At 69.6% G+C, this 14088-nt stretch carries 12 protein-coding genes and 1 pseudogene; all 13 read right to left on the bottom strand.

Annotation, left to right across the window (positions count from 1 at the left end):
• Positions 1 to 4: 4 nt before the first annotated feature.
• Positions 5 to 391 carry a DUF4345 family protein gene (locus tag AC1D2K_RS15870; RefSeq protein WP_478089790.1) on the bottom strand — a complete coding sequence of 129 codons (387 nt, stop codon included), beginning with the start codon at positions 389 to 391 and terminating at the stop codon, positions 5 to 7.
• Positions 388 to 2916, bottom strand: a complete 2529-nt coding sequence (ligD, locus tag AC1D2K_RS15865) for a DNA ligase D (RefSeq protein WP_478089789.1) — start codon at positions 2914 to 2916, stop codon at positions 388 to 390. Before ligD ends, AC1D2K_RS15870 begins: the two co-directional genes overlap by 4 nt.
• A gap of 201 nt (positions 2917 to 3117) precedes the next feature.
• Positions 3118 to 5163: a phenylacetic acid degradation bifunctional protein PaaZ gene (gene paaZ / locus AC1D2K_RS15860; RefSeq protein ID WP_478089788.1), complete on the bottom strand. Its 2046-nt coding sequence runs from the start codon at positions 5161 to 5163 to the stop codon at positions 3118 to 3120.
• A gap of 23 nt (positions 5164 to 5186) precedes the next feature.
• Complete coding sequence (locus AC1D2K_RS15855) at positions 5187 to 5939, bottom strand: ABC transporter ATP-binding protein (RefSeq protein ID WP_478089787.1); 753 nt, start codon at positions 5937 to 5939, stop codon at positions 5187 to 5189.
• Positions 5936 to 7765, bottom strand: a complete 1830-nt coding sequence (locus AC1D2K_RS15850) for a branched-chain amino acid ABC transporter ATP-binding protein/permease (RefSeq protein ID WP_478089786.1) — start codon at positions 7763 to 7765, stop codon at positions 5936 to 5938. The genes AC1D2K_RS15855 and AC1D2K_RS15850 overlap by 4 nt, the downstream gene beginning before the upstream one ends.
• Positions 7762 to 8790: a branched-chain amino acid ABC transporter permease gene (locus tag AC1D2K_RS15845; protein WP_478089785.1), complete on the bottom strand. Its 1029-nt coding sequence runs from the start codon at positions 8788 to 8790 to the stop codon at positions 7762 to 7764. Before AC1D2K_RS15845 ends, AC1D2K_RS15850 begins: the two co-directional genes overlap by 4 nt.
• Before the next feature lie 217 nt (positions 8791 to 9007).
• A complete protein-coding gene (locus AC1D2K_RS15840) occupies positions 9008 to 10162 on the bottom strand; it encodes an ABC transporter substrate-binding protein (protein ID WP_478089784.1) in 1155 nt (384 codons plus the stop codon).
• 69 nt (positions 10163 to 10231) lie between these two features.
• Positions 10232 to 10855 carry a TetR/AcrR family transcriptional regulator gene (locus tag AC1D2K_RS15835; protein ID WP_478089783.1) on the bottom strand — a complete coding sequence of 208 codons (624 nt, stop codon included), beginning with the start codon at positions 10853 to 10855 and terminating at the stop codon, positions 10232 to 10234.
• A 155-nt stretch (positions 10856 to 11010) separates the two neighbouring features.
• Complete coding sequence (paaE, locus tag AC1D2K_RS15830) at positions 11011 to 12096, bottom strand: 1,2-phenylacetyl-CoA epoxidase subunit PaaE (RefSeq protein WP_478089782.1); 1086 nt, start codon at positions 12094 to 12096, stop codon at positions 11011 to 11013.
• A 10-nt stretch (positions 12097 to 12106) separates the two neighbouring features.
• The gene (gene paaD, locus AC1D2K_RS15825) at positions 12107 to 12628 is read right to left on the bottom strand and encodes a 1,2-phenylacetyl-CoA epoxidase subunit PaaD (RefSeq protein WP_478089781.1); all 522 of its coding nucleotides are present in this window, start codon (positions 12626 to 12628) and stop codon (positions 12107 to 12109) included.
• The gene (gene paaC, locus AC1D2K_RS15820; RefSeq protein ID WP_478089780.1) at positions 12622 to 13395 is read right to left on the bottom strand and encodes a 1,2-phenylacetyl-CoA epoxidase subunit PaaC; all 774 of its coding nucleotides are present in this window, start codon (positions 13393 to 13395) and stop codon (positions 12622 to 12624) included. Before paaC ends, paaD begins: the two co-directional genes overlap by 7 nt.
• A 146-nt stretch (positions 13396 to 13541) precedes the next feature.
• Entirely contained in the window at positions 13542 to 13847 is a 306-nt protein-coding gene (gene paaB, locus AC1D2K_RS15815; protein WP_286372007.1) for a 1,2-phenylacetyl-CoA epoxidase subunit PaaB, read from the bottom strand.
• A 39-nt stretch (positions 13848 to 13886) separates the two neighbouring features.
• A pseudogene (locus AC1D2K_RS15810) lies at positions 13887 to 14088 on the bottom strand (1,2-phenylacetyl-CoA epoxidase subunit PaaA); the annotation flags it as partial.

The following is a 14088-nucleotide window of genomic DNA, read 5'->3' as shown; positions in this document are numbered from 1 at the left end:
ATCTTCAACGGCCCGCGTAGTGCGCCGCCGCCATCACGAACGGAAGAACCAGTTCGGGAACCAGGTAGGCCAGCCAGACGGAACGGGGCTCGGGCAGACCCACCTTGGCCATGGACACCAGCCTGCCGATGCCCGCGAGAAGCACGCCCAGGGCCAGCAGATAGACCAGCACGCCCTGCTCCCGGACGGTGACCGCGGCCCAGAAGCAGATCACGCCGACCGAGAAGTAGACACCCGCCATGAAGCGGTGGACATTGTCCAGGCGCGCGCTGGTGTCCGGCTGCCCCAGGAACATCTGAAGGGCACCGCCGAACAGGGCGATGGCGGCCACCAGGAACAGGCAGGCCCGCACGATGAGCTGGCTGGCGAGCAGCGGTGCGTCGGGTGTCATGGTTCCTCTCGCTCTCTCTGCGGCGCGTAGCCAAGCGTCTTCATGGCCGCACCGAGGGCCTTGCGGCTCTTCTCCATCTCGGCCCAGGGCCGATTGCCGGTGGGAAGGCGGTGCGCGATGTTCCGCACGGTCCACTGCGCGGCGCTCGTGAGCTCGGGAAGCTCGTCCCACGCCAGCGGCACCGAAACACCGAGCCCCGGGCGCGACCGTGCCGACCAGGCGCTCACCGTCGTGGCGCCGAAGCCGTTGCGCAGGTAGTCGACGAAGATCTTGCCGACCCGGTTGCGCGGCCCGCTCCTGGCGACGAAGCGCTCGGGAATCGTGCCGGCCAGGTGCTGCACGACCGCCTGCGAGAAACCCTTCACGGCGTCCCATCCGTAGTGCCGCTTGATCGGCACCAGCACATGCAGTCCCTTGCCCCCGCTGGTCTTCAGGAAGGCCGGCAGGCCCAGCTCGGTGAGCAGCGTCCGCACCAGCATGGCGGCCTCCTGCATCCGCTCCCAGGGCACGCCCTCGCCCGGGTCGAGGTCGAAGGTCATGCGGTCGGGCGTGTCGATGGCCTTCGAGGTGGCGTTCCAGGTGTGGAACTCGATCACGTTCATCTGCGCCGCCGACAGCAGGCCGCGCGCGGTGTCGATCTGCAGCAGCGGCTCGTGGTCGCGGTCGAGCGAGGGGTCGAGCAGCTTCACGCCCGGCATCTCGCCCTGCTGCGCATGCTTCTGGAAGAACAGCTCGCCGCCGATGCCTTCGGGCGCGCGCACCAGCGCCACCGGCCGGCCCTTGAGGTGCGGCAGCATCGCTTCGGCCACCTGGTCGTAGAAGGCCACCAGTTCGCCCTTGGTGATGCCGCTCTTCTTGTCGATCACGCGCTCGGCGTGGGTGATGCGCAGGTCCATGGACTTCCTTGCTYCTTTCCCGGCGTCGGCGCCTGCCGGCGCCGCTTCGGGCGGCTCGGCGCGCTCGCGCCGGATCTGCGCCGCCGGCTTGTCGCTGCGCAGCCCCTGGAACACCGAGTGGCGGATCCGGCCCTCGCGGGTCCACTCGCCGAAGGACACTTCGCAGACCAGCACCGGCTTGACCCATTGCGCCTTGGCGCCGGCCGGCCTCTCGCTGAACGGGCAGGTGTCGCTGGCTTGCTTGTCGAGCCGGGCCTTGATGTCGGCGAGCCGGCTTTCGTCGAAGCCGGTACCGACGTTGCCGCAATAGGCCAGCCGGCCCTCGTCGTCGTGCACGCCGAGCAGCAGCGAACCGAAGCCCGAGCGCGCACCCTGGGGCGCGGTGTAGCCGCCGATGACGAACTCCTGCCGCTGCTGGTTCTTGAGCTTGATCCAGTCGGAGGATCGGCGCGACACGTAGCCCGAGCCCTTGCGCTTGCCGACGATGCCCTCGAAGCCCAGCTTGGCCGACGCCGCCAGCAGGTCGCGCGGTGCCGCCTCGAAAGCCTCGCTGAACCGCAGCGGCGCCGGTGGCTCGCTGCCCAGCAGGCGCGCGAGTTGCGCGCGCCGCTCCTCGACCGGCAGCGCGCGCAGGTCGAGGCCGTCGAGGAAGGGCGCGTCGAACAGCCAGTAGACGATGGCCGAGGTGGCGCCGCGGTCGAAGGCGTTCTGCAGCAGCTGAAAGTCGGGTGCGCCGTGGTCGCCCTCGACCACGATCTCGCCATCGAGCCAGGCCGAACGCGTCTTGAGCCTCGCGAGCGCCTTCGCCAGCACCGGCAGCTTCGCGGTCCAGTCGTGGCCGTTGCGCGTGATGCATTGCACCTTGCCGCCATCGATGCGCGTCAGCAGGCGGTAGCCGTCGAACTTGAGTTCGTAGAGCCAGTCGCCGGACGTGGCGGGCGCTGCGGCGGCCAGGCTCGCCAGCTGCGGTGCCAGCGCTGGCGGCAAGGCGGCCTTGCGGCCCGCATGCTTCGCGGGGCTCTTCGTCGCGGCAGGGGCCGCGTGCGGCGCCGGGTCATCGACGCCGCGGCCGCTCAGCACACTGTCGGGCTCGGCCTCGACCACGTCGTAGTCCGCCAGCGGTCGCGCCTCGGCGTCCCTTTCCTTGATCAGCAGCCAGGGTGTCTGCTTCTCGCCCTCGCCGCGCATGCGCACCAGGGCCCAGCGGCCGCGCAGCTTGCCGCCGCGCAGGGAGAACTTGAGCTGCCCCTCCGCCAGCGCCTGGCGCGGATCGCCCTCGGGCGACCACTCGCCGCGGTCCCAGACGATCACGGTCCCGGCGCCGTACTGCTTCGGCGGGATGGTGCCTTCGAAGCCGCCATAGGCGATCGGATGGTCCTCCACCTGCACCGCCATGCGCTTGACCGTGGGGTCCAGGCAGGGCCCCTTGGGCACCGCCCAGCTCTTCAGCGTGCCGTCGAGTTCGAGCCGGAAGTCGTAGTGCAGATGGCTCGCGTGGTGCTTCTGCACGACGAAGGACAGCACGCCCTGGGCCGGCTTGCCGACGGCGCGGGGTTCGGGCGTCTTCTTGAAATCGCGCTTGCCGTGGTACGGCGCCAGGGCTTCGCGCGCTCGGGAGGCTGCGGGCATGGATATCCTCCAGCCACGAATCCTAATGCGGGTCGCGTCCGCCGCTGTAAGAAAGGGCGGCCGAGCGTGGCGTCAGGACGCGACCCGCGAAGCGAGGCCTGTTCGTGAAACACCGCGGAACCGGCTTTGCCGGGCCGCTGGTGTTGCCCCCGGTAGGGGGTGGGCGTCCCGACACGAAGTGCGGGACAACCTGGGGGCGAGTCACCCCTTCTTGGCGACCAGCGTGAGGATGTCGTAGCTCGCGACCAGCTCGCCGTCCTGGTTGGTCACCTCGACGTCCCAGGCGACCACGCCCTGGCCGACGCCGTTGGCGTCCTTCTTCTGGCGGTCGATCTTGCGCTTGCAGGTGAGCCGGGCGCGGATCGTGTCGCCGATGCCCACGGGCTTGACGAAGCGCAGCGTGTCGAGGCCGTAGTTCGCGAGCACCGGTCCGGGCGCCGGCGAGACGAACAGCCCGGCCGCCGCCGACAGCACGAAGTAGCCGTGCGCGATGCGCTTGCCGAACGGGCTTTCCTTGGCCGCGATCTCGTCGAAGTGCATGTAGAAGTAGTCGCCCGAGATGCCGCCGAAAGCCACGATGTCGGCCTCGCCGACGGTGCGGCGGTGCGTCAGCAGCGAGTCGCCGATGGCGAGGTCCTCGAAGTGCTTGCGGAACGGGTGCAGCTCGGATTCATTGAGTTTGGCGCCGCGCATGTATTCGCCGGTGACGGCCGCGATCATGCTGGGCGAGCCCTGCAGCGCCGCGCGCTGCAGGTAGTGCTTGACGGCACGCAGGCCGCCGAGCTCCTCGCCACCGCCCGCGCGGCCCGGGCCGCCGTGCTTGAGGAAGGGCAGCGGCGAGCCATGGCCGGTCGATTCGGCGGCGGCCTCGCGGTCCAGCACCAGCATGCGGCCGTGGTGCGCCGCTGCGACCGGGATCACCCTGGCCGCCGTCGCCGGGTCTTTGGTGACCAGCGTGCCGACCAGACTGCCGCGGCCGCGCGCGGCCAGCGCCAGCGCTTCGTCGAGGCCGTCGTAGGCCATCAGCGTGCTGACCGGGCCGAAGGCCTCGATGTCGTGCACCGCGTCATTGCCGAGCGGATCGCGCGCGAGCAGCAGGGTCGGCGCGAAGAACGCGCCTTCGGCCACGCCCTCGCCCTGCGGCGCAAAGCCGTCGCGCTCGCCATAGACCAACTCGGCGCCCTCCATCAGCAGCCGCACGCGCTCGGCCACGTCGGCCTGCTGGGCGTGCGAGGCCAGCGCGCCCATGCGCACGTCCTCGCGCGCCGGGTCGCCGACCACCGTCTTGGCGAGCCGCGCGCGCAGCTTCTCGGACACCGCATCGAGGTGCTGGCGCGGCACGATGGCGCGCCGGATCGCGGTGCACTTCTGGCCCGCCTTGACCGTCATCTCGCGCGCCACCTCCTTCACGAAGAGATCGAACTCCTCGTCGTCGGGCGACACGTCCGGCGCCAGGATCGCGCAGTTCAGCGAGTCGGCCTCGGCGTTGAAGGGAATCGACTGGCGCACGATGTTCGGGTGCACGCGCAGCTTGGCGGCGGTGTCGGCCGAGCCCGTGAAAGTCACGACATCGCTGCCGTCGAGCCGGTCGAGCAGGTCGCCGGTGCTGCCGATCACCAGCTGCAGGCTGCCCTCGGGCAGCAGGCCCGAGCGATGCATGAGGCGCACCAGCGCTTCGGTCAGGTAGCTGGTCGAGGTGGCCGGCTTGCCGATGCAGGGCATGCCCGCGAGGAAGCTCGGCGCCCATTTCTCGAGCAGGCCCCAGACCGGGAAGTTGAAGGCGTTGATGTGCACCGCGACGCCGCGGCGCGGCACCAGGATGTGGGTGCCCGCGAAGCCGCCCTTCTTGCCCAGCGGCATCGCCGGGCCTTCGTGCACCAGGTTGCCCGAGGGCAGTTCGTTGCCGCCGATGCCGGCATACGCCGCCAGCGTGCCGGCGCCGCCCTCGATGTCGACCCAGCTGTCGGCGCGCGTGGCGCCGGTGTGGACCGAGATCGCGTAGAGCTCTTCCTTGTGCTCGGCGAGGTACTTGGCGATGGCGCGCAGGCGCTGCGCGCGCTGCTGGAAATCCATTGCCAGCAGGTTCGTCAGGCCGACCGTGCGGGCGTGGTCCAGCGCCTCCCCGAAGTCGATGGCCTCGGCATGGGTGCTCGCCACGGCACGGCCATTGATGGCGCTGCGCAGCACTTGCGCGCCCTGCGCGCCGAGCCAGCGGCCGCCGATGAAGCTCTGAAGGATCTGGGTCATGGGGTTCTCCCGGAAGGGTTGGGTTAGGCGGTCACGGCGACCGCGGCGTTCTTGTTGCCGAGGCCGAGGTAGGTGTCGATGATCCGGCGGTCGTGCAGCAGGTCCTGCGCCGGGCCGGTGAGCGCGACCGCGCCGGTTTCCAGCACATAGCCGCGGTCGGCGACCTGCAGGGCGGCACGTGCGTTCTGCTCCACCAGCAGCACCGAGACGCCGTGCGCGCGCAGCGAGGACACCACGTGCAGCACCTCGCGCACGATCAGCGGCGCCAGGCCGAGCGAGGGCTCGTCGAGCATCAGCAGGCGCGGCCGCGCCATCAGCGCGCGGCCGATGGCCAGCATCTGGCGCTCGCCGCCCGACAGCGTGTTGGCGAGCTGCGCGCGGCGCTCCTTCAGGCGCGGGAAGATCGCGAAGACCTCCTCCATGCGTTCCTTCTGGTCGCGGCGGCCGGTGCGCCAGCGGTAGAAGCCGCCGAGCAGCAGGTTGTCCTCGACCGGCATCTCGCCGAACAGCTCGCGCCGCTCGGGCACCAGCGCCACGCCGCGCGCGACCATCGCCTCGACGCTGGGCCTGGCGATGCGCTCGCCCGCGAGGGTCAGGCTGCCGCTGGAAGGCAGCAGGCCCATCGCGGCGCACAGCAGCGTGGTCTTGCCGGCGCCGTTGGGGCCGATGACGGTGACGATCTCGCCTTCATCGACGCGCAGCGCGACGCGGTGCACCGCCTCGACCGCACCGTAGGCGACGCTGAAGTCCTGCAACTCGAAAAGTGGATTCGTCATGCGGCCACCGCGATCGGTTCGTCGTCGCTGCCGCCCAGGTAGGCGTCCAGCACACGGGGGTTGGATTGCACCTGGGCCGGCGTGCCCTCGGCGATGACGGCGCCGAACTCCAGCACCGTGATGCGGTCGGCCAGGTTCATGACGAATTCCATGTCGTGCTCGACCACCAGGATGCCCAGGCCTTCGGCGCGCAACTGCGCGAGCAGATCGGCCAGCGCCTGCTTCTCGAGGTGGCGCAGGCCGGCGGCCGGCTCGTCGAGCAGCAGCGCAGCCGGCTGGCCCGCCAGGGCGCGCGCGATCTCGACCACGCGCTGCTGGCCCAGTGCCAGCGAAGCGGCCGGCGCATCGGCATGCGCGCCGAGGCCGCAGCGCTCGATCTGCCGCCTGGCTTCGGCCAGCAGCGCCGCCTCCTCGGCGCGGTCGAGCCGCAGCATCGAGGCGATCCAGCCCCGGTGCCCGCGCCGGTGCGCGCCGAGCGCCACGTTCTCGAGCACGCTGCGCGTGCCGAGCAGCCGCACGTGCTGGAAGGTGCGCCCCAGGCCGCGGGCCGCGAAGTCGCGCGAGGGCTTGCCGGTCATGGCAGCGCCCAGCAGGCGGACTTCCCCCTCGGTCGGGTCGTCGACGCCCGAGATCATGTTGAAGAAGGTGCTCTTGCCGGCGCCATTCGGGCCGATCAGCGCATGCACCTCGCCGGCCTTGAGCGTCATCGCAACCGCATTGTTGGCGACCAGGCCGCCGAAGCGCTTGGTCACGCGGTCGGCCTCGAGCAGCAGCTCGCCGGCGGGCGGCAGCTCGCGGCTCGCGAGGGTCGCCAGGCCTTTGGCCGGCTTGACCGGGGTCGGCTTCAGGAAGCGCCCCGTCACGCGCGCCAGCGTCGGCCACAGGCCTTCGGCGAAACGCTGCAGCACGAACAGCATCAGGAGGCCGAACACGATCACCTCGAAGTTGCCGCTGGCGCCCAGGAGCTTGGGCAGGATGTCTTGCAGCTGCTCCTTGACCAGCGTGATCAGCGTCGCGCCGAGCACCGCGCCCCACAGGTGGCCCGATCCGCCCACCACCGCCATGAACAGGTACTCGATGCCGATGTTGATGTTGAAGGGCGTCGGATTCACGAAGCGCTGCATGTGCGCGTAGAGCCAGCCCGACACGGCCGCCAGCAGCGCGGCGAGCACGAACACCTTGACCCGGTAGCGCGCCGTGTCGACACCCATCGACTCGGCCATCACGCGGCCCGACTTGAGCGCGCGGACGGCCCGGCCCTCGCGCGAGTCGAGCAGGTTGTGCAGCGCCCAGAGCGCGAGCAGCAGCACGGCCCAGATCAGGGGCCCCAGCGCACGCGGCGACGCCAGCGACAGGCCGCCGATCGTGAGTGCCGGCACGCCCGTGATGCCGGTCTGCCCACCGAGGAACTCCAGGTTGCCGAACAGGAAGTAAAGGCTCAGGCCCCAGGCGATCGTGCACAAGGGCAGGTAGTGGCCCGAGAGCTTCAATGTGATCGCGCCCAGCCCCCAGGCCACGGCGAAGGTCAGCACCAGCCCGAACAGCAGCCCGACCCAGGGCAGCAGCGCGGGCGCCACCAGGCCGCCGAGCGCCGCGGTGGCCGCCGGCGAGGTGCAGACCCAGGCGGTCGCGTAGGCCCCGATGGCGACAAAGGCCGCCTGGCCGAAGGAGGTCATGCCGCCGACGCCGGTGAGCATCACGAGCCCGGCCGCGACCAGGGAATAGAGCGCGATGTAGCTGAACAGCGTGACCGTGAACTCGGGCAGCCAGGGCCAGCTGAGCGCCAGCGCGGCAATGCACAGAAGCGTGAGATGACGCCGGGTCATTCTTCATCCTCCACGTGACGGCTGCGGAGCGACCGCCACCACAGGACGGGAATGATCAAGGTGAACACCAGCACTTCCTTGAAGGCGCTGGCCCAGAACGAGGAGAAGGCCTCGAGCTGGCCCACCAGCAGTGCGCCGACCAGCGCGATCGGGTAGCTGGCGAGCCCGCCGACGATCGCGGCGACGAAGCCCTTGAGGCCGATCAGGAAGCCGGTGTCATAGTAGACGGTGGTCAGCGGCGCGATCAGCAGGCCCGAGACCGCGCCGATCAGYGCCGCGAGTGCGAAGCTCAGGTCGCCCGACAGGTCGGTCGGAATGCCCATCAGCCGCGCGCCGACGCGGTTCATCGCGGTGGCGCGCAGCGCCTTGCCGACGATGGAGCGCTCGAAGAACAGGAACATCAGGACCACCAGTACGAAAGCGACGCCCACCACCACCAGCGACTGGCCGGTGATCGGCACGCCGCCGAGGTCGAAGCGCGCTTCCGAGAAGGCCGGCGTGCGCGAGCCTTCGGCGCCGAAAAAGAGAAGGCCGAGGCCGACCAGCACGCCGTGCAGCGCCACCGAGACGATCAGCAGGATCAGCACGCTCGCGTGCGCCAGCGGGCGATAGGTCAGCCGGTACAGCAGCGGGCCGAGCGGCGTGATGAGAAAGAGCGTCGTGACCGCCTGCAGCGCGAGCGAATCCGGGCGCAGGCCCAGCACCAGGCCGGCGGCCAGCGCGGGGAAGAACAGCGTCCAGACCAGCGTGGACTTCCACTCGACCGTGGCGCCGCGCTTCCAGCGCCAGGCCTCGACCACCAGCGTCGTCGCCGCCAGCGCGACCAGCAGCCACAACGTGGCCGGCACGCGCCCGGCCGTCAGCGCCGCCATCGACAGCGCGCCGAACGCGACCAGTTCGCCCTGCGGGATGAAGATCACCCGCGTGACGGAGAACACCAGCACCAGGGCCAAGGCCATCAGTCCGTAGACCGCGCCGTTGACGATGCCGTCCTGCCCCAGCAAGAGGGCGATCTGCAAATCCATTTGAGCTTTCTAAAGCGCGGCTTAAGGCCAAGCGAAGCGAAGGCTGTTCGGGAAACACCGCGGAACTGGCTTCGCCAGGCCGCTGGTGTTGCCCACTTGAGGGGCTGAGGAGCCGCGGCTCCAAGCCTGCCTGCGCAGGCTTGGACGGCTCCGAAGAGCCGCTGCCTCTGGCAGCGACACGGGGCGGGCGACGAAGTGAGCCGGCATCGGGGGTGGGTCAAGGATTCGGGGGCAGGTACTTCCAGGCGCCGTTTTCGATCTTGACCATCACGCGCGCGCGCTGGTCGAGGCCCAGGTGGTCGTTGGCCGTCATGTTGAACACGCCATGCGCGCCGGGCAGCTCCTTGACCTGCTCGAGCGCATCGCGCAACGCGGCGCGGAACTCGGGCGTGCCGGGCTGCGCCTTCTTGAGCGCGACCGGAACCGCGGCCGCCATCAGCAGGCCGGTGTCCCAGGCATGCGCGCCGAAGGTCGACACCGTGCCCTTGCCGTTGGCGGCCTCGTAGGCGGCCACATAGGCCAGCGCCGACTTCTTCACCGGATTGCCCGCGGGCAACTGGTCGGCGACCAGCACCGGGCCGGCCGGCAGCAGCGTGCCCTCGACGTCCTTGCCGCCGACGCGCAGGAAGTCGGCGTTGGCAACGCCGTGGGTCTGGTAGACCTTGCCCGTGTAGCCGCGCTCCTTGAGGCTCTTCTGCGGCAGCGCCGCAGGCGTGCCGGAACCGGCGACCAGCACCGCATCGGGCTTGGCCGACATCAGCTTGAGCGTCTGGCCCGTGACCGAGGTGTCGGTGCGCGCATAGCGTTCGTTGGCGACGATCTTGAGCTTCTTCAGGTCGGCCGCCTTGGTGAACTCCTGGAACCAGCCTTCGCCGTAGGCGTCGGAGAAGCCGACGAAGCCCACCGTCTTGACGCCGCTGGCGGCCATGTGCTCGGCGATCGCGAGCGACATCATGATGTCGTTCTGCGGCGTCTTGAAGACCCAGCGCTTCTTGCCGTCCATCGGCTCGATGATGCGCGCCGAGGCGGCCATCGAGATCATGGGCGTCTGGCTTTCGGCGGCGACGTCGATCATCGCCAGCGAGTTGGGCGTGGTGGTCGAGCCGAGGATCACGTCGACCTTGTTCTCGGAGATCAGCTTGCGCGTGTTGTTGACCGCGGCCGTGGTGTCGCTGGCGTCATCGAGCACGATGTAGTTGATCTTCTGGCCGCCGATGGTCTTGGGCATCAGCGCGATCGTGTTCTTCTCGGGGATGCCGAGCGATGCGGCCGGGCCGGTGGCCGACACGGTGACGCCGACGTTGATGTCGGCCTGGGCCAGCGCCGAGGCCAGCAGCAGCGCTGCGAGGGCAATGGGTTTGAGAAGTTTCATTCGGGTTGTCTCCGGTTTTTTCGAGGGGGTTGAGGATAAGGGTGAATACTGGCGCGAAGTGCCGGGGCTTCAGCCGTCGACCGCGGCCACGCGCACCGGCAGTTGCACCGCCRGCAGGCCGCCGAGGAACAGGTCGGCCACCACCGGCGCCATCGAATCGTAGTCAAGCTCGCCGTCGGGGCGCATCCAGATGAACATCCAGTTGATCATGCCGAACAGCAGCATGGTCAGCGGCTTGGCGAGCGCGCCCTCCTGCAGGTCGGGCCGCAGTTCGGCCACCACGCGCGCGAAGCCGGCGACCACGGTGCGCTGGGTGTCGAGCACGCGCTGGCGGTCGTCTTCCTCGAGGAACTTGACGTCCTCGGTCAACACGCGGTGCGCATGCTTGGCGCCGGCGTATTCCTCCACGAAGCGGCGGATCAGCTCGCGCAGGCGGGCCTCGGGCGCCAGGCCCTGCCGCTCGACGTCGCTCACCAGGTCCTCGAGGCGCGACACGTGGTTCTCCGCGATGCTGACCAGCAGGCTGTACTTGTCGCGGTAGTAGTGATAGAGCAGCGCCTTCGAGAAACCGCAGGCCTCGGCCACCTGGTTCATCGAGGTGGCCGAGTAGCCGCGGTTGGCGAACAGCAGCGCGGCATGCGCGAGGATCATGTCGCGCTGGTCGTCGTATCCGGCAGAACGTCCGCGGGCCATGTCAGTGCTCCACCACGCGACCGCGTGGCCCGTGACGCATGAAACCGGCGCAGCCAAATGCCAGGGATGCCGCGGAACTGGCTTTGCCAGGCCGCCGGAATCGCCCCCCTTGAGGGGGGAGGCACCGCAGGTGCATCGGGGGGTGTTTCATGGCCTTAGCGTTCGTCGAACGAGAGCACCACGCGCTCGGTCAGCGGGTGGGCCTGGCAGGTCAGCACGAAGCCGGCCGCGAGCTCGTTCTTGTCGAGCGCGAAGTTTCGCTCCATGCGGACCTTGCCTTCCATGACCTTGGCACGGCAGGTGCCGCAGACGCCCGAGGTGCACGAGAAAGGCACCTCCATGCCGGCCGCCGAGGCGCAGTCGAGGATGCTGGGCTGGTCTTTTCGGAACTCGATCTCGCGCTGCAGGCCGTCGCGCACGATGACGATCTTCGCCACCTCGGCATCGCCGGGCCGGGCCTCGTGGATCACCGCGCCGACCGGCGCGCCTTCGGGCGCGGCGACGCCGAAGCGCTCGATGTGGATGCGTTCCTCGGGCACGCCGGCGGCCAGCAGCGCGGCCTCGGCCTCGTCGTTCATCTGGAACGGGCCGCAGATGTAGGCATGGTCGATGCTGCCCGCCGGCACCACGCTCGCCAGGAACTCGCCGAGCTTGGCGCGGTCCATGCGGCCCATGTGGAGCGGCGCGTCGGTCGGCTCGCCCGAGAACACGTGATGCAGCACCAGCCGCGTCATGTAGCGGTTCTTGAGGTCCTCGAGTTCTTCCTTGAACATCGTGGACTGCAGCTTGCGGTTGCCGTAGATCAGCGTGAAGCTCGACAGCGGCTCGCGCGCCAGCACGGTCTTCATGATCGACAGGATCGGCGTGATGCCGCTGCCGCCGACGATGCCCACATGCTGGCGCCGCGCCTCGGGCTCGATCGGCACGAAGAAGCGGCCCTGCGGCGCCATCACGCTGATGGTGTCGCCCGGCTGCAGCTTCTCGTTGATCCAGTTCGAGAAGGTGCCGCCCTTGACCTTGCGCACGCCGACGCGCAGTTCGCCGTCGTCGACGCCGGCGCAGATCGAGTACGAGCGGCGCAGGTCTTGCCCCTCGATGTCCTTGCGCAGCGTGAGGTACTGGCCCTGGGTGAAGCCGAAGGCCTCGCGCAGGTCGGCGGGAACGTCGAAGGAGACGATGACGGCTTCGTCGGTGTCGGGCTCGACGGCACGCACGCGCAAGGGATGAAAGATGACACTCATGGGAGGCCCGTCAGATCGGTTTGAAATGTTCGAAGGGTTCGCGGCAGCTCACGCAGCGGTACATCGCCTTGCAGGCGGTCGAGCCGAAGGCCGACAGCCGCTCCGTGTTGCTGCTGCCGCAGCGCGGGCAGGCGATCGCATCGACCCTGCGGCCGAAGAAGCGGATCGGCACCGTGCCGTCGGGTGACGCCGGTCCGGGCGGCGCGATGCCGTAGTCGGTCAGCTTGCGCTTGCCCTCGGCGCTGATCCAGTCGGTGGTCCAGGCCGGTGCGCGCTGCAGCGTGACGTAGGCCGGGCCAAGGCCGGCCTTGTCGATCGCCGCCAGCACGTCGTGCTCGATCACCTCGGTCGCCGGGCAACCCGAATAGGTGGGCGTCAGCACGACCTCGAGCGCATCGCCGTGCGCGATCACGTCGCGCACGATGCCCAGGTCGCGCACCGACAGCGCCGGCACCTCGGGGTCGAGCACGGTGCCGAGCACGTCCCACGCCTGCGCGCGGCGGGTGTCGGCTGCGACGGGCGAAGTCACCACACGCCTCCGGGGAAAGTGCGCTGCAGGTGCTGCATTTCCGCCAGGATGTATCCCATGTGCTCGCTGTGCACGCCGCGCTTGCCGGTGCTGCGGAAGGCCGCTTCCTTGGGTTCGGCCAGTGCCGCTTCGCCGAGGATCGTGCGCATCTCGGCCAGCCACGGCGCCTGCAACTCCGACCAGCGCGGGCCCAGCCCTTCAGAGGCTGCGGCTTCGTCGACCGCGTCCGACTCGAACATCTCGGGCACATAGCGCCAGAGGTCTTCGAGCGCGCGCTCGATGCGCCGGCGCGATTCCTCAGTGCCGTCGCCCAGGCGCACCACCCAGTCGGCCGCATGCTGCTGGTGGTAGCGCGCCTCCTTGACCGCCTTGCCGGCGATGCCCGCGAGTTCGGCGTCGCCGGAGTCGCGCAGCCGCTCCCACAGCAGCTTCATCAGCGTCGCGACCATCGCGTTGCGCAGCACCGTGAAGGCGAAGTCGCCGTGCGGCAGCTCGACCAGCGTGAGGTTGAGGTAGTCCTTCTCGTCGCGCAGGAAGGCCAGCTGGTCCTCGTCGTGGCCCCGTCCCTCGATGCGGCCCGCGTGCGTCAGCACGGCACGGGCCTGGCCGATCAGGTCGAGCGCCATGTTCGACATGGCGATGTCCTCCTCGAGGATCGGCGCGTGGCCGGACCACTCGGAGATCCGCTGGCCGAGGATCAGGCAGGTGTCGCCGAGGCGCAGCAGGTACTGCACGGCCGGCGTGGATTCGATGGCGATGGAGGCTTGCATTTCAGTAGTCCCTGGCGCAGCGCGCCTTGCACAAGAAACCGGCGCGGCCCAGAGCCAGGGATACCGCGGAACTGGCTTTGCCAGGCCGCTGGTATCGCCCCCTTGAGGGGGAGGCGCCGCAGGCGCTTCGGGGGAGTCTCTTCATTTCACATGTGGTCCACGGAACCCGGGAGCTTGTAGAAGGTCGGGTGGCGGTAGACCTTGTCTTCCATCGGATCGAAGTACATGTCCTTGTCGGCCGGGTCGCTGGCGACGATCTGGTCGGAGCGCACCACCCAGACGCTGGTGCCTTCCTGGCGCCGCGTGTAGACGTCGCGCGCCATCTGGATCGCCATCTTCGGGTCAGCCGCGTGCAGGCTGCCGCAGTGCTTGTGGTCGAGGCCCGAGCGGCTGCGCACGAAGACCTCCCAGAGGGGCCATTCGGCGGCGGAGGCGGGTGTGGGGTTCGTCATGGAGTCGTTCCTTGATTCGTTTTCGGTAGGCGGCGCGTCTCAGGCCGCGAGCGGTGTCGGCTGCGCCCGCTTGGCGGCATGGGCGAGCGCGGCGTCGYGCACCCAGGCGCCGTCTTCCCAGGCCTTCACGCGGGCGCCGAGGCGCTCGCGGTTGCAGGGGCCGTCGCCGCCGATGACACGCCAGAACTCGCTCCAGTCGATCGCTCCGTGGTCATGGTGCTGGCGCTCCTCGTTCCACTTC

It is taken from the genome of Variovorax sp. P1_H12_2 (genome assembly GCF_056405335.1).
Note: the sequence above shows the minus strand (reverse complement) of the source record. Positions and strands in the feature narration are given on the sequence as shown.